Below are 24,221 nucleotides of genomic sequence, written 5' to 3'. Positions count from 1 at the left end.
CGGTCAGCCCGGATAGGGTTCGACGGTGCGGGCGGCCCGCAAAGTCGTTCCCCACCAGACCAATTGGTTCAGCATGCGGTCGCAGGCGTCGATCGCGGCGGCGTCGTCGGTCATGCCGGTCGCATCGAAACGTCGCTTGGCCTGGGCGAAACTCACCGATTCGCGCACCGACACCATGTGCAGCTCGGCGACCACCTGACGCAACTGCTCGACCGCGCGCAACCCACCCGACAGCCCGCCGTAGGACACGAATCCGATCGGCTTGGCTCGCCATTCGTGTTTGGCGCTGTCGAGCGCGGTCTTCAGCGAGGCCGGATAGCCGTGGTTGTACTCGGAGGTAACGGCGACGAAGGCGTCCGCGGCGGCCAACCTGGCCCGAAATGCGTCGACCTCCGGTGTGTCGATGAGGTCGACGGGCAACGCCAGATCGCGCAGATCGAGCACGCCCACCTCGAAATCCGGCCGCTCCCCCAGTGCGGTGACCAGCCAGCCCGCCACCACCGGCGCGAATCGCTCGGGGCGGGTGCTGGCGACGATGACCTCCAAGCGCAGCGGTGCGTTCATGCCGCCGAGCTTATCGACACCGCAATGCCCCGGTACCGGAGCCGCTGGTCGACTCGTGCACGATAGGACGGTCGGTTTCGAACATGGGGCGCAGGGGGTCGCGCGTGATTATCGGACGTTGGCAACTGGTGGAGACGCTGGGGACACCACGGAGTTGGTCGATGCTGACCGCGGGCACCACGCCGCGCGAGTGGGCGTCCTATCAGCGGGCCGTTCCGGCCAGGCTGCAGCCGTTGATCGCGGCGGCACATGACACGGGCATGCCGGTGGACGAAATACTGCCGAAGTCGCGAAATCCGTGGTCGGAGTTACGATTTCGTGCTGAGCCGGTGCCGTGGCCGGGTGCGCCCGCGCATGCGGTGAAGGTGTGGGTCGGGCCCCAAGGCACCGATGACCAACTGCGCGTCGCCCCTTTTCAGGTGGATGCGCAGGCTCGCGTCGTGCGCGTGCACCCCGCCGGACTCGGGCCCCATTTCGGTTCGACACCGGTCGAATACACCGGCGCCGAGCCGTTCGAGCGAATCGAGCGCTTCGATCGGGCTCTGGAATTCGTCGACGCGCTGCATCGTTCGGAGCCCGCGAGCCGGTGGTCGGGAGTCGCCACCGTCCATTCGCGGATCGGCCCGCGTTCGCTGCTGGTGGCCGCCCGCAACGGCGACGGCGAGCAGCGGCACGCGTGGCGCGGGGTCGCTGTCGATGTCACCGACAGCGTTGCACCGCAACATAAGTCGTTCGAGGCCGCGACGCTCGAGTTGCTGCGCGAGTCCCAGCCCGGCCTCTATCTGGTCATCGTCGACACCGCACAGGTTCGGGCGGTGCGCTGGGTCACCGAGCCGATGCCGGGACTGACCTGGCGCGGGGTCGACGAGCGAACCGTCCCGCATCCCGACGACCGGCCCCGGATCGTCGCGCTGCGCGCCGAGGTGCTGGCCGGTGCCACGCGCGCCGAGTTGAGCGGGTTGCGGCTGGCCGCCGAGGCGGGCGGCTGGCTCACCGTCGACGTCGAGGTGTCACCACTGCCCGGCGGCGGTGCGGCGCCCGCCTTCGTGCTCGCTCAGTTGCAGGTCACCGCGCTCTCGGGCTGATCAGGGCAGTTCGAAGGGCAGCGAAACCCCGACGTGCACGCGGCAGCGCTCGCAGGTGTCGGTGCCGTCGACGGCGGTGACCGCGCGGCGCATGAGTTCCTTGAACGGTCCAAGGTTCTTCTTGAACTCGGCGAAGACGTCGACCGCGTGCACACCGTCGCCCTCTTCCAGGCCTGCATCCAGATCGGTGACGAGAGCGACTGCCGCGTAGCACATTTCGAGTTCGCGAGCGAGAACAGCTTCGGGATGGCCGGTCATGTTGACCAGGTCCCAGCCCTGCCCGGCGAACCAGCGGCTCTCGGCGCGGGTGGAGAAGCGCGGACCCTGCACGACGACCATCGTGCCGGCGTCCTCGACGCGAAGCTCACCGGCGGACTTCACCGCGGCGGCGCGCAGATCGTCGCAATAGGGGTCGGCGAAGGAGACATGGATGCCGCCGCCGTCGAAGTAGGTCTGTGGACGACCCGAGGTCCGATCGACGAGCTGATCCGGCACGGCCACGGTGCCCGGCCCCCAGTCGGCACGCAAGCTGCCGACCGCGCACGGCGCGAACACCCGACGCACCCCGAGCGAACGCAACGCCCACATGTTCGCCTGGTAGGGCAGGGTGTGCGGCGCGAACTCGTGCTGCTTGCCGTGCCTGGGCAGGAAAGCGACGGCACGGCCTTCGACCTCCCCGATCGCCACCGGCGCACTCGGCGCGCCATACGGTGTGTCGACCTCGACGTGTACCGCGTCGTTGTCGAAGAAGTCATAGAAACCGCTGCCGCCGATGACGGCTAGTGCGGGCCGGGGAAGCGAACTCATGGCGTCGATTCTTCCGCCCGGGCCGACCGCGCGCACCACCGGGGACCCGTCACCTGACAATATCGACGCGAAACTGTACCCTAGGGGGGTATTAGTTCGCCACGCGAGCTACCAGGCAGGCGAGGAGACCTTCGGTGACCACACCCACCCCCGACACCGCGACCGGCGACGAGCACGCGGGCCACGCAGGCCACGCAGGCCACGGCTACATCACCGCCAAGGACGACTACCTCAAGCGACTGCGCCGCATCGAAGGCCAGTCGCGCGGGCTACAGCGGATGGTCGAAGAGGAAAAGTACTGCATCGACATCCTCACCCAGGTCTCCGCGATGACCAAAGCACTACAGGCCGTCGCGATGGGACTGCTGGAGGATCACATCTCGCACTGCGTCGTCGATGCCGCGGTGGCCGGCGGACCCGAGGCCGAAGCCAAGATCAAAGAGGCCACCGACGCGATTGCGCGGTTGGTCAGGTCCTGATCCCGGTGCCACGGTGATCGCCCGATGTGACCGGCGACCGGCTCGGTCGCCTCACGCCCCCGGCAGTGCGGCGCGCACCGGTGCCCGCCGCACGATCCGACCACTCGACACCCGGAGGGGCTGCAAGCAATCCCCGCGCGAGGCGGCGGCCGTGGCCACGCGCACAGTGCGGCTGAGATCGAGATCGGCGTAGAGCAGTCCTTCCTCGCCCTCCGCCAGCGGCGCGGCGAGTTCGAGCCCACCGGGACCGAAGATCCGCGAGACCCCGCCACCGCCCCGCAGCAGGCGCCGCTCGGGCGTGCGCGCGTCGACGACCTCCCAGCCCGCCACGGGCACGACCGCGACTGGCGCGATGACATGAGTCGACCCGTCCATCGCGTAGCGGACACTGGCGGCGGTATTGAGATCGGGCCCCCACTCCTTGTCCTCGCCGTAGTACACGGTGAAGCCCGACCACGCCGAGACATGGATCTGCTCGTGCTGTTCGTGCATCTGTCCGCGCAGGTCGGCGCGGAGATGGTCGGCGCCGCCGAGCATTCCGATCCGGCCGTGCGCAGTGTCGCGAACCAGCGGCCCCCCACCGGGCGAGGCACTGAAAACGGTGCGCTCGAGCCCGGTCGGTTCAGCCTTGCGGTCGACGCCGATGGTGCCGTCGGCAGCGATCAACGCTTGGGACATGAAGACCTCGCGCCCGGCCCGCTCGGCGAAACCGATCGAGACGTGCACGCCCTTTCGACGAGCCGCGTAGGCGATGGCACGCAATTCGGGCCCGTCGACGGTCAGCGAGTTGGCCAGGTATCTGGCCAGGAATTCCTCACCCCAGTCGACCGAATTGAGCCACATCCACCACGGAAATCCGGGCAGGAAAGTCTCCGGAAAGGCAATCAGTTGCGCGCCACCACGTTCGGCCGTCTCGATGTATTCGATTGCCTGTTCGACTCCGGCGGACAGATTCAACCACTTGGGCTCGGCCTGCACCGCAGCCACGCGTACCCGACTCATCGTGCCCCCTTGTCGCTCAACCAGTGAAGAGTGTTCAATTCACTCTCTCGCAGAATGGCGCCCCGCAAACTGTCATCCTGTGCCAGCCGACTGACCGTCTGTGCCAATCCACCGTTTACGGTCGAACTCCGTTCGGGCACGCACCATTGATGTCGATGCGTTCTGTCTACCATTCTTCCGAAGCGGCATTCCGGCGGCTGATCGAAACCGTCGCGATACTCCGTGCGATGCACGGCGAGGTCAGATCGGCAGCGCGCTCGTCGCCATCATGCGGAATTCACCAGGGGTCATCCCGGTCTCCGACCGGAACGCGCGAAAGAAGTGGCGTTCGGAGGCGAACCCGGACGCGATCGCGATTGTCGCCGTCGCCCGCCCGGGGTATCGCACGAGCAGCGTGCGCGCGCATTCCACCCGCATGCGCCGCAACACGGCGCTGAGCCCATCTTCCACATCACCGAACAGCCGGTACAGCGTTCGACGCGATACCAGGCAGGCCCGCGCGATGTCGTCGATCGTCAGGCTCGGGTCGGCACATCGGGTTCGCATGAAAGCGAGCACCTGTTCCCGGGACAACGCTTGCGCGGGCTCACCCGTCGGGATCTCGCCCGATGCCAGCCGGACCGCGGAGGCGAGCAGTTTGACGCCGCTCTCGGCCAGCACCGTCGCGTGGCCGGGTGCGCTCTGCTGGATCCGAGCCAGATCACGAAAGAAGCCGGCGACCACCCCGCCCGCGCTGTCGGCGGTCACTGTCACCGCGGTCGGCAACGCCGAAAAACCGGAGCCCAGTTGCCTGCGCAGCACCTCCAACGGTGTCTGCACGACCACCTGCGCCCACGGACCACCCAAATCCCAGCGATATGGGCGCGAGGTGTCGTAGAAGACCATGTCGCCGGGCCGAACCGACGCGACCCGATCGTCTTGATGCAGCAGTCCGGAGCCTTCGGTGGGGATGGAGACCAGTAAGTACTCGCCGTCGGTCTTCGCGATCCCGCGGGGGGTGCGACGGATGCGCTGGGCGCCCGAGCTGATCGTCGACAGATCGAAGCCGGGCTGGCTGGTGCGCTCGATACGGCCGTGGAAGGCGCCCCCATCCCCCGGGTCTGCCATCAGCGGGACATAACTCTCCGAGAGCAGCGACTCCCATTCGGCAAACGATTCGCTCTCGCCGGCGCGGGTCTTCGCGACCTCCATGCCACCCACCTCGCTCCCTATCCGAACCGAACAGCAAACAGTTGGCGTCGCACAATCTTCGGGCTCCTCCATGCCGAGCCTGCCAGATCAACCGGTTCGTTTCCATCGAATGTTTCCGAACGGTATGGCCGGTCGCCACAGAATATGCAGCTAGCACCGGCAATTCCAGCGAATACCCAACAGGAGTCTTTCATTATGAACCATGCATGTGAGGCATATCACTGCACCGGACCCGGTCGTCCTCGCCATTCACCGCGAGTGCCGGAGCGAGCTACTACTCGGTATTCGCTCGGGGTCATGCCGGTCGCCGCTCTGAACACACGGTAGAACTGTCGCTCGGAGGCGAATCCGGACGCGGTCGCCACCGCCGCGACCGAACCGAAGTCGTCCGCCGCGAGCAATACCCGCGCCCGTTCCAGCCGCATCCCCCGCAGCACCGCCCCGAGTCCGCCCTCGAACTCCCCGGTCACCCGATAGAGCGTGCGCCGCGACACCCGGCAGCCGTCCGCGATCCGGTCGATCGTCAAACCGGGGTCGGTGAAATGGGCGCGCAGATAGTCCAGCACCTGTTGCCCGTTCACCGCCGCGATCTGAGCCGGGCCCGGATGCCCGCCCGCCGCGATGGTGGCCGCCGCACCGAGTAGATCGATGCCGCTGCCCGCGAGTACCGCCGCGGCCGCCGGATCGGTGCTGTGCAACTGCGCGACCTGCCGGAAGAATCTGGCCAGCATCGGCCCGACGCCACCCTCCCCGATCACCATCCCGGCAGGTAGCACGTCGGCACGAACCCCCAGGTAGTCGACCACCTGCTGCCGGGGCACCCGAATGGTGAGATCCTCGATCAAGCCCTCCGAGCGCCATCGAATCGGCTTCGAGGTGTCGTAGAAGATCATCGCGCCCGGCATCAGTTCGACGCGATTTCCCGCGTGCTCCACCTGTGCCCGCCCCGCGAGCACGACGCTGCCGATGACATGGAAATCGTCGGCTCCGGCGATATGCCGTCGCGTCCGGCGCAATTCGTGGCCCTCGGCGACCACCGTGCCCACTGAGATATCACCGAAGTCGGCCGACCTGATCCGCCCTTCGAACGCGCGCGGCACAGTCGGCGCGATCGACACCTCGGTGAGCGCACCGGTGACCAGATGTTCCCAGTACCCGAACGCATCCGGAGCCGCGATCTGCGCGGTCGAGCAGATCTCGGGAAAACCCTCGAATGCCGTCATCGTCGCCGTCGCTACGGCACCGCGACAGGGAGCGTGCTCGCGCGGATTGCCACGGCGACCGATTGTCGCGGGTCGGTCGTAAACAGCGCGGCCGCGGAGTTATCCATCGTCTGCACCTGTTTTCTGTCGCCGATGCCCTGCTCGAAAGAAATCTAGCATCGCCGGTGAATGCCACCCCCGACAACGGAAGGCGACGCGGCCGTCACTCGCCGCAGCAGCCACCGTCGGGTTGCGGCACAGTTCGGGTTTCGCGGGTTTGGCTGTTGCGCGCAGCGAGGTCGGCGTCGGCGGGATAGTCGACGGCGATGAGGCTCAAGCCGTGCGCGGGGGCGACCGTGACCGAGCTGGATCGTTCGGTTTCGGCGAGCAGGGTCTTGGTCCATTCCGGGGTGCGTCGGCCTTCACCGACCGCGAGGACGGCTCCGACGAGACTGCGGACCATCGACCAGCAGAAGGCATCGGCGCTGACATAGGCGGTGAGCAGGTCGCCGTGACGTTCCCAGTCGAAGCGCTGGAGTTCGCGGATGGTGGTCGCGCCTTCGCGGCGGCGGCAAAAAGCAGCGAAGTTGTGCAGGCCCAGCAGGTTTCGCGAGGCTTCCCGCATGGCCTCGAGGTCCACACCGGGCTTGCACGGCACCACCCCGCGCGCCTGCAGCGGCTGCGCGCCATAGGGGGCGGTGGTGAGTCGGTAGGCGTAGTGGCGGCGCATCGCGGAAAAACGGGCGTCGAATTCGGGAGGGGCCGTGCGGATTTCGGTGATCCGCACATCCTTGGGCAAGAACTTGGCCATGCGATAGATCAATTTGTCGGCATCGAATTCGCCGACCGTGTCGAAGTGCGCGACCTGCCCCTCGGCGTGGACTCCCGCGTCCGTGCGTCCGGCGACCGTCAGCGCGAGCGGCTCACGCAACACCTTCGACAGCGACTCCTCGAGCACACCCTGCACCGTGCGCAACCCCGGCTGACGTGCCCAGCCGGTGAAATCGGTGCCGTCGTAACTGATCCCGAGCCGCACCCGAGTCACTGTCTGCTCCATCGCAACCTCCCGCAATCACGCACAGAAAGAACCGAGCCCGCCACCACAGGGGTGACGGGCTCGGCAGAACTCCTGATAGTCAGGCGTCCTTCTTGTCCTCGGTGGCCTCCGCGGCCGGAGCGTCGGCCGCAGCCACGGTCTCGTCGGCGGTGGTCTCCTCGACGACCTCAGCGGCCGGAGCCTCTTCGGTCTTCTGCGAAGCGGCGACACGACGGGCCCGGTCGGCCTCGTTGGTCACGGTCTTCTCGCGGACGAGTTCGATGATGGCCATCGGCGCGTTGTCACCCTTGCGCGGCAGCGCCTTGGTGATACGCGTGTAGCCACCCTCGCGACCCTCGAACGAGGGACCGATGTCGGCGAAAAGGACATGGACGACGTCCTTGTTGCGGATGTCCTTCATGACCTCACGACGGTCGGCAAGACTGCCGGCCTTCGCCTTGGTGATGATCTTCTCGGCGTAGGGACGCACCGCCTTGGCCTTGGCCTCGGTGGTCGTGATCCGACCGTGCTCGAAAAGCGCCGTGGCCAGGTTGGCGAAGATCGCCTTCTGGTGCGACGCCGAGCCGCCGAACCGGCGACCCTTCTTGGGCTTGGGCATTGTGGGTTTCTCCTGGGCGTATTAAAGCTGTTCGGTTTCGGCGTAGTCCTGCTCGCCGCCGTCGGTATCACTGAACGTGCCGCTGTCGCTCCACGTTCCGGTGCTCGCGTCGTAACCCACCACGGAGGACGGGTCGAACGACGCCGGGCTGTCCTTGAGCGAGAGGCCCAGCGTGTGCAGCTTGACCTTCACCTCGTCGATGGACTTCTGGCCGAAGTTGCGGATGTCGAGCAGGTCCGACTCGGTGCGGGCAACGAGCTCGCCCACCGTGTGCACACCCTCGCGCTTGAGGCAGTTGTAGGACCGAACGGTGAGGTCCAGGTCCTCGATCGGCAGACCGAACGAGGCGATGTGATCCGCCTCGGCCGGGCTGGGGCCGATCTCGATGCCCTCGGCTTCGACGTTGAGCTCACGGGCCAGGCCGAAGAGCTCGACCAGGGTCTTACCGGCCGAAGCCAGCGCGTCCCGGGCCGTGATGGAGTTCTTGGTCTCCACGTCGAGGATGAGACGGTCGAAGTCGGTGCGCTGCTCGACACGGGTGGCCTCGACCTTGTAGGTCACCTTGAGCACCGGGGAGTAGATCGAATCCACCGGGATCCGGCCGATTTCCGCGCCGGTCGCCTTGTTCTGCACGGCGGGCACGTAACCGCGACCCCGCTCGACGACGAGCTCGATCTCGAGCTTGCCCTTGTCGTTGAGGGTGGCGATGTGCATGTCCGGGTTGTGCACGATGACGCCGGCGGGCGGGACGATGTCACCAGCGGTGACGGTGCCCGGGCCCTGCTTGCGCACGTACATGGTGACCGGCTCGTCCTCTTCGGAGGACACGACCAGGCCCTTGAGGTTCAGGATGATGTCGGTGACATCCTCCTTCACGCCGGGGACGGTGGTGAACTCGTGCAGGACGCCGTCGATGCGAATGCTCGTGACCGCGGCCCCCGGGATGGAGGACAGCAGGGTACGACGCAGCGAGTTGCCGAGGGTGTAACCGAAGCCCGGCTCGAGGGGTTCGATGGTGAACTTCGAGCGGTTCTCCGCCACAACCTCTTCGGTCAGTGTCGGACGCTGGGAAATCAGCATGAGGATCTACTTCCTGTTCAGGGCATCCGCTATTTGATGCCTCGTCAGTGATTGCGGGGGCCGCCGCACAGCGACCCCCACCGTTGAGCGCTTACTTCGAGTAGTACTCGACGATGAGCTGCTCGGTCAGCGGCACATCGATCTGCGCGCGCTCGGGCAGCTGGTGCACCAGGATGCGCAGGCGGCCGGGGACGACCTGCAGCCAACCGGGAACCGGACGGTCGCCGACGGTCTCGCGAGCCACCTGGAACGGCAGCGTCGAGAGCGACTTCTCCGTGACATCGATGATGTCGTACTGGGAGACCTGGTAGCTGGGGACGTTCACCTTGACACCGTTGACGATGAAGTGACCGTGGCTGACCAGCTGACGGGCCTGACGACGGGTACGGGCCAGACCGGCGCGGTACACGACGTTGTCCAGACGCGACTCGAGCAGACGCAGCAGGTTGTCGCCGGTCTTACCCTTGAGGCGGTTGGCCTCTTCGTAGTAACGACGGAACTGCTTCTCCATGACGCCGTACGAGAAGCGAGCCTTCTGCTTCTCCTGCAGCTGCATGAGGTACTCGGATTCCTTGATCCGCGCGCGGCCGTGCTGGCCGGGCGGGTAAGGACGACGCTCGAACGCCTGGTCGCCTCCGACGAGGTCGACGCGCAGACGACGCGACTTGCGGGTGATGGGGCCTGTATAACGTGCCATTTTGAGCTTTTTCCTTTCCCGCTATTAGACGCGACGCCGCTTGGGCGGACGGCAGCCGTTGTGCGGCTGGGGAGTGACATCGGAGATCGAGCCCACTTCCAGGCCTGCGGCCTGCAGCGAACGGATCGCGGTCTCGCGGCCCGAACCCGGGCCCTTCACGAACACGTCGACCTTCTTGACGCCGTTCTCCTGCGCCTTGCGGGCAGCGTTCTCGGCAGCGAGCTGCGCGGCGAACGGGGTGCTCTTACGCGAACCCTTGAAACCGACGTGGCCCGACGACGCCCACGAGATGACATTGCCCTCGGGGTCGGTGATCGAGACGATGGTGTTGTTGAACGTGCTCTTGATGTGCGCGTGGCCGTGCGGGATGTTCTTCTTATCCCGGCGACGCGACTTCTGAGTCTTCTTCGGGCCAGCGGCCCGGCTCTTCGGAGGCATACGCTATCCCTACTTCTTCTTGCCGGCGACGGTCTTCTTCGGACCCTTGCGCGTACGCGCGTTGGTCTTGGTGCGCTGACCACGAACGGGCAGGCCACGACGGTGGCGGATGCCCTGGTAGCAGCCGATCTCGATCTTGCGACGAATATCGGCCTGAACCTCGCGGCGCAGGTCACCTTCGACCTTGTAGTCCGTGCCCTCGATGAAGTCGCGGAGCTTCGACAGGTCGTCGTCGCTGAGATCCTTGGAGCGCAGGTCCGGGCTGACGCCCGTCTCGGCCAGGATCTGGGCGGCGCGGGTGCGCCCGATTCCGAAAATGTAGGTCAGCGCGATCTCCATGCGCTTTTCGCGCGGGAGATCAACGCCCATCAGACGTGCCATGTGGCAGGTTCCTTAATGGTTGCGGAGGTCTGCTCCCCGTCCGTCCCCCCGAGTACAGAATGGGGGCACCGGCCTCCGTGCCGGTGGATGGCGCGCACACGTGCGTACGCGCTGGATCTGGGAGTTCTTCTTTCGGTCATTCCGATCAGACGATCGGTGCCCGGTGGTGCTGCGTAGAACGGCCCCTCGGCAAGCCTCGGGAACGTGGAATCAGCCCTGACGCTGCTTGTGGCGCAGGTTGTCGCAGATCACCATGACCCGACCGTGACGGCGGATCACCTTGCACTTCTCGCAGATCTTCTTGACGCTCGGATTAACCTTCACGTCCGTCCAATCTTTTGTTGGTCCACACAGGGGGTGTGAACACAGTTTTTCCCCAGCCTGAGGACTGGGGAAGTCTGGGGTGCGTCCCGAAACCGGGACGCTGTGCGACGTCGCGCGCCGAAGGGCTCACGACGTCGGCAGGCTCACTTGTAGCGGTAGACAATCCGGCCGCGTGAGAGGTCGTACGGCGACAGCTCGACGACCACGCGGTCCTCCGGAAGGATACGAATGTAGTGCTGCCGCATCTTTCCGCTGATGTGCGCGAGAACCTTGTGACCGTTCTCGAGCTCGATCCGGAACATCGCATTGGGCAGCGGCTCGACAACTCGACCCTCGACCTCGATGGCCCCGTCTTTCTTCGCCATATCCTCCGCGATCCCGGTTACGCTCAACCTGAGTTTGATTACTCGTGCTGCTCACTCGCAACGGCCGACTTCGAACAGTCGACATGCATGCGAACAGTCGGCGCATAGGTGCACCGCCGCTCAAGCTTACCGGGCCGGGCGGCCAGAGGCAAAAGTGCCCCGAACCGTACACCTCGATCGGGCCTCGCGCTGCGCTATCGGCCGGGCCGATGTCCCAGATCCGGCGGGCTGACGGCGGGCGTTCGAGGGTCGGGCCCAGAGTTGAGGCGCCCACCACGTCGTCGGGGTTGTCGCGTAAACTCCACCCCGTCGGATAAGTGGGTCGATCAGAATCGGGGGACCCTGGTGAGCGAGGCGTGCCGGTGAGCCGCAACAACGACAGCCTCCCCATGCTGCCGCCGTGGCTGTCGGAAAGCGACGTCACACAGGTCGGGTACGAGGCTCCGGTCGAGAACCTGCCCCAGGACGACGAGATCGACGAGGCACCCAAACGCCGCCGCTTCATGGGCCGCGGCGATGACGCTCCCCGTAAGGAAAAGGGCAGGCGCCGCCGCAAGGCCGACGAAGAGGCCGCTCAGCAGTCCGCGCCGTCCGCCCAGCCCGTCGACCAGCGACACCATGCCGAGCCGACTCCCCAGTCCAGCTGGTCGACCCAGCCACCAGCAGACCCGCTGATCCCCGGCCCCTCTCACCAGCAGCCCAGCCGCGACTATCCACAGCCGCCGAGCCGCGAGCAGTCGCCGCCGGTGCACGAGCAGTCCCCGCACCACCGGACAGGTCGCGACGCGGCGGCGCATCAGCCGGTGCCCGGACAGCCGAGCGTCGGCAGGCAAACTGCGCCCAACCCACTCGCACCGCAGCCGAACGTGGCGTCGCCGACCGACTCGACACCGTGGTCGAACACCCACGGGCCGTCTGCGACCACAGGTCCCGCAGCGTCCGACTCGATGCCGTGGAACACCGGCCGGCCTGGGCCGACCAGCTCGGCGCCGTGGCCAACGGGTCGACCACCGGTCGAGCATGCCCCGACATCCGCGGGGCAGACGCCCTCCCACGGCACGCCTCCCTCGAACGGGCCCCTGCCCACCGGCGGAGGTACCGGTGCCGAATCGGCGGCACCCTCGCCGACGAGTGCCTCGCCGACTCAGTCCGTGCCGTCGGCTCATGCGGGCCCGGTAGTGCCCGCGCCGCCCGCCGAGTCGACCGATCACGGTGCAGGCGCGCTCCCCACGCGCACCCCTGCCCCACCGTCGAACGGCTTCACCCCACTCGGCCCGACCCAGCAGCGCCCCGAGCTGCCCCCTCCTCCTCCCCTGCCGGACCCACCCGTCCGGCCGACCCAGGCCCCACCACGCCTGACCGTTCCACCGCAGTCGGTCACCCCTAGCCGCGACATCGAGCAGCCCGCCGACTCGGCATCGCAGTCGGTGCCGCCCCGCGACGAGCACCGGCGATCCACGACCGGCACATCGACCACACCCGTTCCCGACGAGTCGGCTTCCTCTCGTCGCGAGGTGGCGCAGTCCGACTCCGGATCGCGGCCGGTGTCGTCGGGAGAGGTCGAGCAGGCCCAGTCGCAAGCCGCGCCGTCGACGCAGGCGACCGGTACACCCGACTCCGCGGCGGCGACGACCGCCGCCGAGCCGACGGATTCGCCGACGACCGGCGCACGTCATGCGGTCGGCGGATGGTCGATGCCCGACGAGGACGCCCCCGCGACCACGCCGCACTCCCCCGAAACCCCTGCGACCGCCACCGAACCGCAGGCGCCCTGGGACCCGTTCGCCGACGGCACGCCCTCGACGACTCCCGGGGACACATCGCACTCGACGCCGGCGCCGACAGCCGCGGGCGCACCCGAGTCCCAGGCGCCGACACCTGCTGTCACACCCGAGTCGCACTCGCCGTCGGACTCCGCCGGGCCTGACCCGCAACCGGATGCCGCACAGACGGGACGCCGATCCCCGCACGCCGCCGGTGAATCCGCGGCACAGGACGGGTCTCCCTACAGCTCCGGTGAATCCGTCGCGCCGCAGTCCGCGCAGCAGCGATCGCCATATGCGTCGGGCGAGACCGTGCAGCCTTCGACTTATCCTGCGACGCAGTACAACTCGGTTCCCGGCGATCCGACGCCGGTCGCGCCGACGCCCGGGCCGGATGGGCGGACCGAGGTATTCCGGTCCGACGATCCGCGGCTGCAGGGCCGTGGGCCGGGCGCGGAGCAGGCGAGCAGGCAGGGTGGCGCGCAAACCGGTTACCGCTCGGGCGAATTCGTGCAGGCGGCCGATGCCGTCTCACCGTATCCGCGTCCCGACGGCACCCCGGCGCAGCATCAACAGCCCGACGGCCTGCCCACCTACGGGCCCGACGGTGTCGCTGTGCGACCCGACGGTGCCGCACAGCAGCGGCCCGATGCCGCTCCCACCCAGCATCAGCACCCCGACGGCTCACCGGCACAGCCGTATCAGCCTGACGGCACCCCGGCTCCCCAGTACCAACAGCCGAATCAGGGTGCGCAACAGCAGTTCCTGCCGAACGGTCCGTCGCAGCCCTACCAGCCCGACAGGGCTCCCGCCCAGCAGCCCCACGGCGCCGGCCAGCAGTACCTGCCCGACGGCACCCCCGCGCCGCAGTACCAACAGCCCAACGGACCCGGCCCGCAGTACCTGCCCGACGGCACGCCCGCGCCGCAATATCAGCAGCCCAACGGGCCGGGCCAGTACCTGCCCGACGGCACCCACGCCCAGCAGTACCAACAGCCCGTTGCAGCACCGCAGCAGTATCAGCAGCCGGGCAACTACCAGCAGCCCCAGCAGCCGTACGGTCAACCGGGTTGGGGCGCACAGCCACAGGGCTACCAGCCTTCGCTGGACAACGTCCCGGTCAAGCGCGCCAAGAAGGCGCCGGGCAGCGGTTGGCGCAAGGCCGTGCACCATGTGTCCGGTGGCGCGATCAACCCCGGGATGTCCGCCGAGGAGCTGCGCCTGCAGGAACTCGTGGCCCGCATCCGCCAACCCGTGCGTGGCGACTACCGCATCGCGGTGCTCTCACTGAAGGGCGGCGTCGGCAAGACGACGACCACCACCGGTCTCGGCTCGATCTTCGCCTCGATCCGTGGCGACCGGGTCATCGCCGTCGACGCCAACCCCGACTTCGGCACCCTGTCACAGCGCGTCGCCATCCAGACTCGCTCGACCGTGCGCGACCTGCTGCTCGACCCGTCGATCCAGCGCTACTCCGATGTCCGCAGGCACACCTCGCAGGGCTCGAGCCGTCTGGAAGTGCTCGCCAGCGAACGTGATCCGGCCGCGTCGGAGGCGTTCAACGACGAGGAATACCGGGCCGTGGCCCGGATCCTGCAGCGCTTCTACAACATCATCCTCACCGACTGCGGCACCGGCCTGATGCACTCGGCGATGAGCGGCGTCCTCGACCTCGCCCACTCCCTGGTGCTGATCTCCTCGGCCGCCATCGACGGCGCCCGCAGTGCCGCCGCCACCCTGGACTGGCTGTCCCTGCACGGTCACGACCACCTGGTCCGCAACGCCGTGGTTGTCATCAACCTCCCCCGCGAGGGCTCACCCAACGTCGGCATCCAGCAGCTGCGCGAGTACTTCCTCTCCCGCTGCCGTGCGGTGCACATCATCCCCTTCGACGAACACCTCTCCGAGGGCGCCGAGATCGACCTGCACCGCCTGCACAAGGGCACCAAGCGCGCCTATGTCGAACTGGCCGCCACGGTGGCCGACGAGTTCGGCGCACAGCACCACCGCCTCAGCTGACCCGCACCACGCCCGCGTGAACAGCGTGGGCGTGGTGAGCGTCGAGCTGAGTCACCACTCCGGCAAACGCCTGCGCCCGGCCACTACGTCACGCACCAGATCGTCGTAGGCGTCGGCCAGTTCGGCCAGGTGATGCCACGCGCAATGCAACATCTCGTCGTGAGCGGCCATCGTCATCAGGGCGTGGTGCGCACGCACCGAAGCCTCGGCCATGCGGTCGATCACCGCGCCGACGGTCTCGGTGTGCAGCGTCGCGCCGAGACGGTGCTGCGGTATCGCACGCAGCACCCAGTCGTCGATCGCCAGCACCAGTTCACCACGGCGACAGTCGATTTCGCGCAGCACCTCCGGGTCGGTATCGACCCGTCCGCCGCGCCCGACCACCCGTTTCTCGTGCAGCACGGCCAGGTCGCGCGCGAACCACAGCAGCGGTCCACCGACCACCCGATGCCCACGACACGCCCGGACGAGAATGTCGGAGAGGGGTAACAGGCCAGTAGCTGCCGGGAGCCCGGCGGTATCGACACTTCGCACGGTGTCGGGGAAAGCCATTACAACTGTTGAACTCTCCGAACCAGCCACGTTGCCTCGCCGTCATCGCCGCAGAGCACCGGATCAGGACGTTCATTACAATAAACCTCGCAAGCTCTCTGTCAAGCATTACTCGGCCGTAGGTAACCGATACGAGTACACTTCGTTACCTGCACGACCTACCGAGGAGCATGATGGCGGACGGTCCGACCTATCTCCGGATCGCGAACCTTCTCCGTGAGGAGATCCGCGCGGGCACATGGAAACCGGGCGACAGGCTGCCCAGCCACTCCGAGCTGGCCGATCAGATGCAGGTCTCGATCACCACCTCGCGCAACGCGATACAAGTGCTCGTCGCCGAAAATTTGGTCTACACAGCGACTTCCCGCGGGACCATCGTGCGAAACCAAGAAGTCCTGGAGTCGGTGGTCACCGACCACATCCGGCGTGATCGGCCCAAGTCGGCGCACGACATCTTCGAAGAGATCGCCCGCGCGGCCAACCGGGAACCCTCCAAGCAATTCAGTACCAGGATGGAACCGGCGAACACCGAAGTCGCGCGCTGGCTCGGCGTCGCCACCGATTCCTGGGTACTCGCCCGCACCGTGGTGCAGTACCTGGACAACGAACCGTGGTCGTGGGAGGTGAGTTTCTACCCCCGCGACCTGGCCGAGGCCGCGGGCATCGATTCCCCCCACGACATCCCCGAGGGCACCACCCGCCGCCTGGCCGACCGCGGCTACGGCGAAACCGCCCACCGCGACACTGTGCTGGCCCGCGCCGCCACGGCCGAGGAAGCGGCGGTACTCGGCGTCGCCACCGGCACCGTCCTGCTCGACCACCTGCGTATCGGCGCCAACCACGAGCGCGTCACCCGCGCCACCCGCCACCGCTCCCTGGCAGGCCGCAACCAGCTGGCCTACCAACTGGGCGACACCACCGGCACCGACGTCATCGCCCGCACCCTCGGCATCGCACCCCGGTCGGCCGTCGCGCTGCCATGACGGTGCGCCTGCGCCCGGCCACCCTGGGCGACCTGCCGCTGATCTGCCGCCTGCGCGTGCAGCGCACGTCGTGGCTGACGGCACGCGGGTCGGATCAGTGGACGGTGGCGGGGCGCGGACGTCCGATCGAGATCTTCGCCGGTGCGGTGGGGCGGGCGCTGGATCGCGGTGAGACGTGGATCGCGGAGGTGGACGGTGAGTCGGCGGGGACGATCACTATCAACCATCGTGCGGATCCGGGTTTGTGGTCGGCGTGGGAGCTCGCGGAGTCGGTGATCGTGCATTTCATGATCGTCGATCTGCGGTTCGCGGGGCTACAGGTAGGGCACCGGATGCTCGCCCACGCCGCCCGGCTGGCCGACCAGAAGCACCGCGATTGGGTCCGCCTCGATGCCTGGACGGCCAATTGCCAACTCCACGAGTATTACCGCCGCGCGGGCTTCACCCTGGCCCGTTTCGCCGACCCGTCGACGACCGGCCCGTCCTGTGCCCTGTTCGAACGCCGCACCGACAGCTGGTTCGGGCCGCAGGTCCACCGGCCGACCCACCGCCGTTCCGGCGCCCCGGCGCTCCCGCTGATGGATCGCTTCCCCGGCTGAGCCTGCGCTACATCGGTGGCAGGTCGGCGATCTGGACGAGTTCGATGCCCTGGCTGCGGGAGATCAGCGTGCCACGGCCGGGCGGCATCTTGCTCGGGCGCACGTCGCCGATCAGCTTTCCTTCGTCCCGGGAACCGCTCATGATCAACGACTGGACCGACAGGTTCTTCATCGCGCCGAGCACCGGGTCGTACAGGGCTCGCGACGCACCGCCGATACGGCGGGTGACGACCAGGTGCAGACCGATATCGCGAGCCTGCGGCAGGTATTCCAGCAGCGGGGCGAACGGGTTGACCGATCCGGTGACCACCATGTCGTAGTCGTCGACCACGACATAGATCTCCGGGCCCGACCACCAGCTGCGTTCGCGCAGTTGCTGCTGGGTGATGTCGGAACCGGGGATTCGCTTGGACAGGTAACCCGCGACCTCGGCGATCATCGGCCCACAGGTCTGCGACGAGGTCGAGTACCCGGCCAGCTGATCACCCTCGAGCACACCGAGCATGGTGCGTCGATAGTCGATCATGATGATCCGCGCCTCGGACGCGTCGGACTGTTCGGCGATGCTCATCACGATGTTGCGCAGCAGCGTGGTCTTGCCGCATTCCACATCGGCGAAGGCCATGAAGTGCGGTTCGAGGCCGAAATCCAGGATCAGCGGCTGCAATTCGGATTCGCCGAGACCGACGACGACCTTGGTGCGGTCGAGCGTGACGCCCTGTTCCTTGGCGGTCGTGATGACCTGATCGCGGGGGAAGCTCAGCGGCAGCATGCGCACCTGCGGGGCACTGCGGCCCGGATACAGCGCGATGAGTTCCTCGCGCGCCCTGGTGACACCGTCGGCGACCGTGGACGGGTCGGAGTCGGAATCCAGGCGTGGCAGCGCGATGAGCATGTGCAGCTGCTCGGGCGTGAGGCCGCGGCCCGGCTTGCCGACCGGAACCTGGTGGGCGGTACGACGATTCATCTCCGAGTCGCCGGGGTCGCCGAGGCGCAGCTCCAGCCTGGTACCGACCTGGTCCTTGACCACCGGTCGGATCTCGGCCCAGCGCGAGGCACCGATCATCAGGTGAACGCCGAATGAAAGCCCCTGGGTGGCAATGGCGTTGATCAACGGTTCGAGGATGTCGAATTCCTCGCGGATGGCGCCCCAGCCGTCGATCACCAGGAACACGTCACCGAACTGGTCGGCGGCGAGCAGGTCGCCGGGTGCGGCGGTGGTCCCGTTGATCTGGCGCGCCTCGTGCGCGGAGAACTTGCGCCGACGGAACTCGGTCATCGATTCGATCCCGAGCTCGGCGAACCGTTCCTCGCGCTGGCGCATCAGGGAGGTGAGCTCGGCGATGGTGCGCCGCACCCGGTCGCCATCGAGACGACCGGCGACCGAACCGACGTGCGGAATCCCGACCAGACCGGCCATGCTGCCACCACCGAAGTCGAGGCAGTAGAACTGCACCTGCTCGGGAGTGTGCGTGGCGGCTGCGGCCAGAATGATCGTGCGCAGCGTGGTCGACTTACCCGACTGCGGGCCACCGACCACCGCGACATTGCCCTGCGCGCCCGCGAGATTGATGGTGAGCACGTCGCGGCGCTGCTCGTAGGGCTTGTCGACGACACCGATCGGCATCCACAGCTGGCCGTGCCGGTTCACCGGCGAACGCCAGTCCGGATCGGGCAGCAGCATATCGGCGGTCGGCGATTCGTCCAGCGGTGGCAGCCACACCTCATGGGCAGGCCTGCCGTGCCCGGTCAGCCGCTTGACCACCACGTCGAGCAACGAATCCGGGATGCCCTCCTCCGCGGCCGGGCCGCTGGGTGGCGGCGGCGGTAGTTCCGGCCGACCGCGCAGGATCGGGTCGCTGTCCTGCTGTTCCGGCTCGGCCTCGACCGCCTCGACGGGGGCCGCGGTGAACACCACCGGCCGTTGGCCGCCCATCGGCGCGCCGTCGTCGTCGATGACCGTGCCGACCGGCGCGACATAGGAACCGGAGACGTAACTGGCGTTGAACCGAAGCGGTTCGGACGCATCGCTTTTCAGGTATCCGGCGCCGGGCACGCTGGGCAGGTGGTAGGCATCGGTGATGCCGAGTACCGCGCGTGATTCGTTGGCCGAGAAGGTACGCAGACCGATCCGGTAGGACAGGTGTGATTCCAGGCCGCGCAGCTTGTTCTCCTCGAGACGCTGCGAGGCCAGCAGCAGATGCACGTGCAGCGAGCGACCGAGGCGGCCGATCATCACGAACAGCTCCGCGAAATCCGGTTTCTGCGAGAGCAGTTCGGAGAACTCGTCGACGACTACGAACAGCGCGGGCAGCGGATCGAGCGCAACGCCCGCCGCCCTCGCCTTCTCGTAGTCGGTGACATTGGCGTAGTTGCCCGCCGAGCGCAGCAGCTCCTGGCGGCGGTTCATCTCACCGGCGAGGGCGTCCTTCATGCGGTCGACCAGCGAGAGCTCGTCCTCGAGGTTGGTGATCACGGCCGCGACATGCGGCAGCGAGTCGAGGCCGAGGAAGGTCGCACCGCCCTTGAAGTCGACGAGTACCAGGTTGAGCGCGTCCGGCGAATGAGTGGTGACCAGCGAAAGCACCAGCGTGCGAAGGAATTCCGACTTGCCGGAACCAGTTGCGCCGATGCACAGGCCGTGCGGGCCCATGCCGTTCTCGGCCGATTCCTTGATGTCGATCTCGACCGGCGTGCCGTCCGGGGTGATACCGATCGGCACCCGCAGTCGCTCACGCGCGGTCCGCGGGCGCCATACCCTGGCCGGGTCGATCTGGGCGGCGTCGGGAATGCGCAACAGTGCCATCAGGCCGGGGTCGCTGGTGGTGCCCTCCCCCAGGCTGACGATCTGCGCGGCGGTGGCGAGCCGGTAGCGGGCGAGCGAGCGCGCGAAGGCCGCCGCCTCGGCCGGGCTGACCTCGTCGGCCGTGGCGAACCGTTCCACTCCCGCGGCACTGCGCGCCGACACCACACCGTCGGCGACGACCAGTTGCAGGCCGCGCCGCGCCGCGAGTCCGTTCTCGGGCGCGGTCAGATCGAGCACGGTCACCGAGTCGAGGCCGGACTCGCTGATGGTGCGCTCGTTGCCGCTGATGTAGCCGTCATCGATCACGACCACCAGGTGCAGCCTGCCCTGGGTGGGCTGCGGATTACGCATGAACCGGCCGCGTTCCATCAGCTCGGCCTGCAGCGCCGACTCCAGTTCGCCGAGCGAGGTGTACATCATCCGCGCCGAGCCGAGTCCGTCGCGCACCGACGGATGCTGTACGTGCGGAAGCCATTTCGCCCAGGCCCAGTGGGCGTCCGGGTCGGCGCAGACGATGGCGACGACGAGATTGTCCGGCCCGTGGAAGGTGGTCAGTTCCATCAGCACGGCCCGCACCAGCTCGCGTCCCTCGTCGAGGTCACCGCCGATGTTGATGGCGGGAAACGCACGCAGCGAGACCGCGGTCGGCAGTTCGTGCACCACCGAATGTGTGCGCACGAAACGGCGCAGCGCCACCGTCGACACCGGCTCGAGGTCTTCGAGCGGACCGGTTTCGGGCCTGGCCAGCTTGGTGGCGAGGCGGTGGCTGCCGACGCCGACCCGCACATGCCCGAAGTCGGGGTCGTTGGGGCGGCGTTCCCACATCCGCCTGCTGCCGATCAGCGAGGGCAGATCGGCGGGCTCGGGATGACTCCAGCCGAGGGTCTCGAGCTGTTTGACGCCGGTGGTCCGCACGTCCTTGCGCACCTGATCGAGATACCGGAAGTAGTCCTTGCGTTCCTCGTTGAGCTCGACAGCGCGCTTGGGGCCACCGCCACGCATGCCCGCCATCATGCCGACCATCGACATGAGCATCATCATCGGGAACATCATCATCATCGGATTGGCCAGCAGGTTACGGCCCATCGAGACCATCATCGCGATCATGCCGACCACCGCCACCACCATGATGACGGGCATCAGCTTCATCATCAGCGGCGACGGGATGGCGCGCTCGATCTCCGGCGGCGGGGTGAGTGCTACTTCACCGCCCGGTGCGCGGGGCGGCGCGATCCGGGGGCGACGGACGAAACCTTCGGTTGCCATCGATCCCTCTACTCCTCGAATTCCTGATTGAGGTCAACGCCGCGTCGGCGGAACGGGAACCCGAACGCGGCGCCGATTCCCAAGGCGGCCAACAGGAACACCGACCCGGCGATGGCGACCTGCCGTGGTCGCGAATCCGGTTCCGGCGCCGCGTACGGCTCGGCGATCGGATGACCCACGTCCGCGCCGCTGCTCGGCGGCTCCGCGGGCAACGGTGCGGTGAGTGCCGCGAGCGGATCGATCAGACCTGCGCCGATGCCGTCGTCGCGGCCCCGCCCCGGCGCGTGCGCGGTGCGAGTGATCCGATCGATCACCTGCTGCGCGGACAGTTCCGGAAAGCGTGACCGGATCAACGCGGCCAACCCGGCGACATACGGTGCGGCGAAACTGGTTCCGTCGATCGGCTGCACGCCCTCCATCGTCTGCACGCCGTCGACCAGCCCGGTGCCGCCGGGCTTGCTGTCCAGCGACACGATATTGCGGCCGATCGCGGCGGCCCCGACCCACGGCCCACGCAGCGACAGCGCCGAGGGTTGGCCGTTGGCGTCGACCGAGCCGACCGACAACACGTACGGGGTGAACCAGGCCGGCGACGGGACCGTGGTCACCGAACTCCAGCCGGTGCCCTCGTTCTGGTTCTGGCACGGCCCGCCCTGCTCCACGTTGCCCGCCGCCGCCACGACCACCACATTGCGGTCGTAGGCGTACTTCACGGCGGCGCCGAGCGCACCGTCGGCGGTATTGGAACCGGCTGCGGTGCAGGCCACTTCGGAGATGTTGATCACGGTGGCGCCCATGTCCACCGCGCGGACAACCGCGCCGGCGAGGGTGAGCACACTGCCGTAGCCGTCGCTGCGTAGCGCACCGTCCTCCTTGACCGCGCCCTGTCGGTCCTTGCGGTCGTAGGCGAGGCTGAGCTGGCGGATGGCCAGGATCTCCGCGTCCGGGGCGACACCGACGAACGCGTCGTCGGGTGAGGGCCGGGCGGCGATGATGCCCGCCACCAAGGTGCCGTGGCCGTCGCAGTCGACGGTGCCGTCGGAGTCGCTCACGTAGTCACCGCCCGCCTGCAGCGCGGGCAGTCGCGGATGCCGGTTGACGCCGGTATCGATCACGGCAACCTTCTGCCCGGCCCCCCGGCTGAACTGCCACGCCGAGGGCAGATCGAGAACCTGCTGCGACATCGGCGGTTCGACCGGCGCGCTACCGCGCAGCACCGGCTCGGCACACAGTTCACGCTGTTCGGTCGGTTCGAGCGGAGCAGGTCTACCGCTCAGCGCCACCGCGGCGTCGAGCGCGCCGGGATCGATCCGAGGCGGGGCGATCGCGCTCGCGGGCATCGGGAAACCCGCGACTGTGCCGAGCACGGTCGCCGCACAGGTGAGCCGCAGCAGCGCGCGCCGCATGGCTGCGCCGGTCATATGTTGCGAGCGGTCGAGTACACATCCATCACCCACAGTGCGAGCGGGATCATCGTGATGATCAACAGGTACTCGAAGATCTCGATCATCCGCCTCGTCACCGGGGTCACTTCGACATGTGGTCCGATGACGCCGAACCCCACGACACCACCCGCGGTCACCAACAACAGTGCTACCGCGAGGAATTCGAGCGATTCGTGGCCGAGGCCGAGGCCGGTCAGCAGTGCGAGCAGGGTGAGTGCGCCCGCGGAGATCAGCGTGGCCGCCTGCACCAGATCCGCGTAGGAGCGCCCCCGCAGGCACAGCACGATCGCCGCGACCGTCGCGAGAGCGACACCGCCGGAATGGAACGAGCCGAACGGGTCGGCCGCGCCGAGGGCGCCGATCAGCGCGGCGAGCGCGCAGGCCACAACGAGACCGGTCTGGATCTGATTCGCTACCCGAGCACGTTCGCCGAGCCCGGCCGCCGAGGGCAGCGCGATCGCACCGACAGCACCGACACCCTCGATGGTCGGCCGCTGTTCATGATCGGCGGGGTCGATCGCCGCGCCCGCGGTGGGCACCGGCGGAATCGGCAGCCTGGCCGTCACCGCGGCGAGCCGTGGCACCGACGACAGCAGTATGACGGCCGCCACGAGCACTCCGGCGAACAGCTTGGCCAGGCCCGGATGCCAGATCAGGTGGATCGCACCGGCCACCGCGCCGAACACGCTGACCGTGATCGCGGCAGCGAACAATCCGGCCCCTATCCCGGTAACCCGATACCCGACCACCGCGGCGACCAGCAGCACCACGCTACCGAGCAACAGGCTGCCCGCACCGAGCTGTCCCGGCACCACCAGTGCGCCACCGCCGAACAACAGCAGCAGCGCGTCGAGCGAAAGCCAGTTCGCGGTAATCGAATCCGTGAATTTGCGCGCGGCGATCCCGGCCGCGGCCGACGCGGCGATCCCGGTACCGAGCAGCGCGAACGCGGGGGCGAGCGGATCGGTGTCGACGCGCGAGACGACCAGCAGCGCGAGCGCCGCCATGATCGAGACGGTCGCCAGCACCAACCCGGTCCAGCGGGCCGCGGAGCCGGACCAACCGCGGAATTCGCCTGCGGTGAGCCGGGATACGGCATCGATGACATCGTCGAACAGCGCGGGCGACTCCTTGCGGGTCACCGGGCTCAGTACCAGCAGCTCACCGTCGTAGACCTCGGCCTCGGTGAGCGTGCGGCTCGGCGCCAGGGGGTCCTGGCCGAGTCGCGCCAGCGTCCAGTGCTGGGCGCGGACGGGGGCGGAGTCCTCGTCGCCTTCGGGCAATCGTGGATCCCGCGAGCGGATCAGCGCCACCAGATCACCGATGAATCCGGCGATCGGAACCGTGGCGGGCAAACCGATGTCGAGCTGCGTATCACCCCCGATCACTGAAACTCGGCATAGTTCGGGCTCATTGCCTAACAACGTCGACACCAGTGATGAACTCTCAGTCGTAGCTGACTACTTCCGTTGCGACCACACGGCAGCGTTACCTAATCTAACGGACATGGCAAACCGG

The 24,221-nt window shown here is 67.7% G+C and carries 22 protein-coding genes; 5 read left to right on the top strand and 17 right to left on the bottom strand.

From position 1 onward, the window contains the following. Positions 1-3 precede the first annotated feature (3 nt). On the bottom strand, positions 4-564 hold the full coding sequence (locus ACFWUR_RS08780) for an NADPH-dependent FMN reductase (protein WP_378904087.1): 561 nt from the start codon (positions 562-564) through the stop codon (positions 4-6). 104 nt (positions 565-668) lie between these two features. On the opposite strand from ACFWUR_RS08780, the gene ACFWUR_RS08775 reads away from it, so the two are divergent. Beyond that, positions 669-1,649, top strand: a complete 981-nt coding sequence (locus tag ACFWUR_RS08775; RefSeq protein ID WP_378904084.1) for a GAF domain-containing protein — start codon at positions 669-671, stop codon at positions 1,647-1,649. Here ACFWUR_RS08775 and ACFWUR_RS08770 read toward each other — a convergent pair whose 3' ends face one another. Beyond that, the gene (locus tag ACFWUR_RS08770; RefSeq protein WP_378904081.1) at positions 1,650-2,456 is read right to left on the bottom strand and encodes an S-methyl-5'-thioadenosine phosphorylase; all 807 of its coding nucleotides are present in this window, start codon (positions 2,454-2,456) and stop codon (positions 1,650-1,652) included. A 134-nt stretch (positions 2,457-2,590) separates the two neighbouring features. Between ACFWUR_RS08770 and ACFWUR_RS08765 the strand changes: the two genes are divergently transcribed. Next, complete coding sequence (locus tag ACFWUR_RS08765; protein ID WP_378904078.1) at positions 2,591-2,935, top strand: metal-sensitive transcriptional regulator; 345 nt, start codon at positions 2,591-2,593, stop codon at positions 2,933-2,935. 51 nt (positions 2,936-2,986) lie between these two features. Here the strand turns inward: ACFWUR_RS08765 and ACFWUR_RS08760 are convergent, their stop codons facing one another. The 11 genes from ACFWUR_RS08760 to infA all read right to left on the bottom strand — a co-directional run bounded on the left by ACFWUR_RS08760 (position 2,987) and on the right by infA (position 11,270). Further along, on the bottom strand, positions 2,987-3,937 hold the full coding sequence (locus ACFWUR_RS08760; protein ID WP_378904075.1) for a nitrilase-related carbon-nitrogen hydrolase: 951 nt from the start codon (positions 3,935-3,937) through the stop codon (positions 2,987-2,989). Positions 3,938-4,177: 240 nt separating this feature from the next. Next, the gene (locus ACFWUR_RS08755; protein ID WP_378904072.1) at positions 4,178-5,128 is read right to left on the bottom strand and encodes a helix-turn-helix domain-containing protein; all 951 of its coding nucleotides are present in this window, start codon (positions 5,126-5,128) and stop codon (positions 4,178-4,180) included. A gap of 218 nt (positions 5,129-5,346) precedes the next feature. Next, on the bottom strand, positions 5,347-6,351 hold the full coding sequence (locus ACFWUR_RS08750; protein ID WP_378904069.1) for a helix-turn-helix domain-containing protein: 1,005 nt from the start codon (positions 6,349-6,351) through the stop codon (positions 5,347-5,349). A 202-nt stretch (positions 6,352-6,553) separates the two neighbouring features. Next, positions 6,554-7,366, bottom strand: coding sequence for a tRNA pseudouridine(38-40) synthase TruA (gene truA / locus ACFWUR_RS08745; protein WP_378904194.1), 813 nt, complete (start codon positions 7,364-7,366; stop codon positions 6,554-6,556). A gap of 100 nt (positions 7,367-7,466) precedes the next feature. Then, positions 7,467-7,985, bottom strand: coding sequence for a 50S ribosomal protein L17 (gene rplQ / locus ACFWUR_RS08740; RefSeq protein WP_378904066.1), 519 nt, complete (start codon positions 7,983-7,985; stop codon positions 7,467-7,469). A gap of 21 nt (positions 7,986-8,006) precedes the next feature. Continuing rightward, on the bottom strand, positions 8,007-9,065 hold the full coding sequence (locus ACFWUR_RS08735; RefSeq protein ID WP_056818293.1) for a DNA-directed RNA polymerase subunit alpha: 1,059 nt from the start codon (positions 9,063-9,065) through the stop codon (positions 8,007-8,009). Between the two features lie 91 nt (positions 9,066-9,156). Next, entirely contained in the window at positions 9,157-9,762 is a 606-nt protein-coding gene (gene rpsD, locus ACFWUR_RS08730) for a 30S ribosomal protein S4 (protein ID WP_378904063.1), read from the bottom strand. Positions 9,763-9,786: 24 nt separating this feature from the next. Next, positions 9,787-10,200, bottom strand: coding sequence for a 30S ribosomal protein S11 (gene rpsK / locus ACFWUR_RS08725; protein ID WP_019045110.1), 414 nt, complete (start codon positions 10,198-10,200; stop codon positions 9,787-9,789). Positions 10,201-10,209: 9 nt separating this feature from the next. Next, on the bottom strand, positions 10,210-10,581 hold the full coding sequence (gene rpsM / locus ACFWUR_RS08720) for a 30S ribosomal protein S13 (RefSeq protein WP_056818296.1): 372 nt from the start codon (positions 10,579-10,581) through the stop codon (positions 10,210-10,212). A gap of 210 nt (positions 10,582-10,791) precedes the next feature. After that, positions 10,792-10,905: a 50S ribosomal protein L36 gene (gene rpmJ / locus ACFWUR_RS08715; protein WP_056818299.1), complete on the bottom strand. Its 114-nt coding sequence runs from the start codon at positions 10,903-10,905 to the stop codon at positions 10,792-10,794. A gap of 143 nt (positions 10,906-11,048) precedes the next feature. Further along, complete coding sequence (gene infA / locus ACFWUR_RS08710; RefSeq protein WP_003418601.1) at positions 11,049-11,270, bottom strand: translation initiation factor IF-1; 222 nt, start codon at positions 11,268-11,270, stop codon at positions 11,049-11,051. 362 nt (positions 11,271-11,632) lie between these two features. On the opposite strand from infA, the gene ACFWUR_RS08705 reads away from it, so the two are divergent. Further along, the gene (locus ACFWUR_RS08705) at positions 11,633-15,052 is read left to right on the top strand and encodes an AAA family ATPase (protein ID WP_378904060.1); all 3,420 of its coding nucleotides are present in this window, start codon (positions 11,633-11,635) and stop codon (positions 15,050-15,052) included. 51 nt (positions 15,053-15,103) lie between these two features. Here ACFWUR_RS08705 and ACFWUR_RS08700 read toward each other — a convergent pair whose 3' ends face one another. Continuing rightward, positions 15,104-15,604: a DUF4254 domain-containing protein gene (locus tag ACFWUR_RS08700; RefSeq protein WP_378904057.1), complete on the bottom strand. Its 501-nt coding sequence runs from the start codon at positions 15,602-15,604 to the stop codon at positions 15,104-15,106. 173 nt (positions 15,605-15,777) lie between these two features. Here ACFWUR_RS08700 and ACFWUR_RS08695 point away from each other — a divergent pair, with 173 nt between their 5' ends. Further along, positions 15,778-16,587 carry a GntR family transcriptional regulator gene (locus tag ACFWUR_RS08695; protein ID WP_378904054.1) on the top strand — a complete coding sequence of 270 codons (810 nt, stop codon included), beginning with the start codon at positions 15,778-15,780 and terminating at the stop codon, positions 16,585-16,587. Beyond that, a complete protein-coding gene (locus ACFWUR_RS08690; RefSeq protein ID WP_378904051.1) occupies positions 16,584-17,186 on the top strand; it encodes a GNAT family N-acetyltransferase in 603 nt (200 codons plus the stop codon). The genes ACFWUR_RS08695 and ACFWUR_RS08690 overlap by 4 nt, the downstream gene beginning before the upstream one ends. A 7-nt stretch (positions 17,187-17,193) precedes the next feature. Here the strand turns inward: ACFWUR_RS08690 and eccCa are convergent, their stop codons facing one another. Genes eccCa through eccD form a run of 3 tightly spaced genes read right to left on the bottom strand, consistent with a single transcriptional unit; the run spans position 17,194 to position 24,136 of the window. Beyond that, positions 17,194-21,258, bottom strand: coding sequence for a type VII secretion protein EccCa (eccCa, locus tag ACFWUR_RS08685; RefSeq protein ID WP_378904048.1), 4,065 nt, complete (start codon positions 21,256-21,258; stop codon positions 17,194-17,196). 8 nt (positions 21,259-21,266) lie between these two features. Then, complete coding sequence (gene mycP / locus ACFWUR_RS08680; protein ID WP_378904045.1) at positions 21,267-22,679, bottom strand: type VII secretion-associated serine protease mycosin; 1,413 nt, start codon at positions 22,677-22,679, stop codon at positions 21,267-21,269. Then, positions 22,676-24,136 carry a type VII secretion integral membrane protein EccD gene (gene eccD, locus ACFWUR_RS08675; RefSeq protein WP_378904042.1) on the bottom strand — a complete coding sequence of 487 codons (1,461 nt, stop codon included), beginning with the start codon at positions 24,134-24,136 and terminating at the stop codon, positions 22,676-22,678. Before eccD ends, mycP begins: the two co-directional genes overlap by 4 nt. Positions 24,137-24,221: the final 85 nt, after the last annotated feature.

It is taken from the genome of Nocardia sp. NPDC058633, from assembly GCF_042717045.1.
Taxonomy (GTDB): Bacteria; Actinomycetota; Actinomycetes; order Mycobacteriales; family Mycobacteriaceae; genus Nocardia.
Note: the sequence above shows the minus strand (reverse complement) of the source record. Positions and strands in the feature narration are given on the sequence as shown.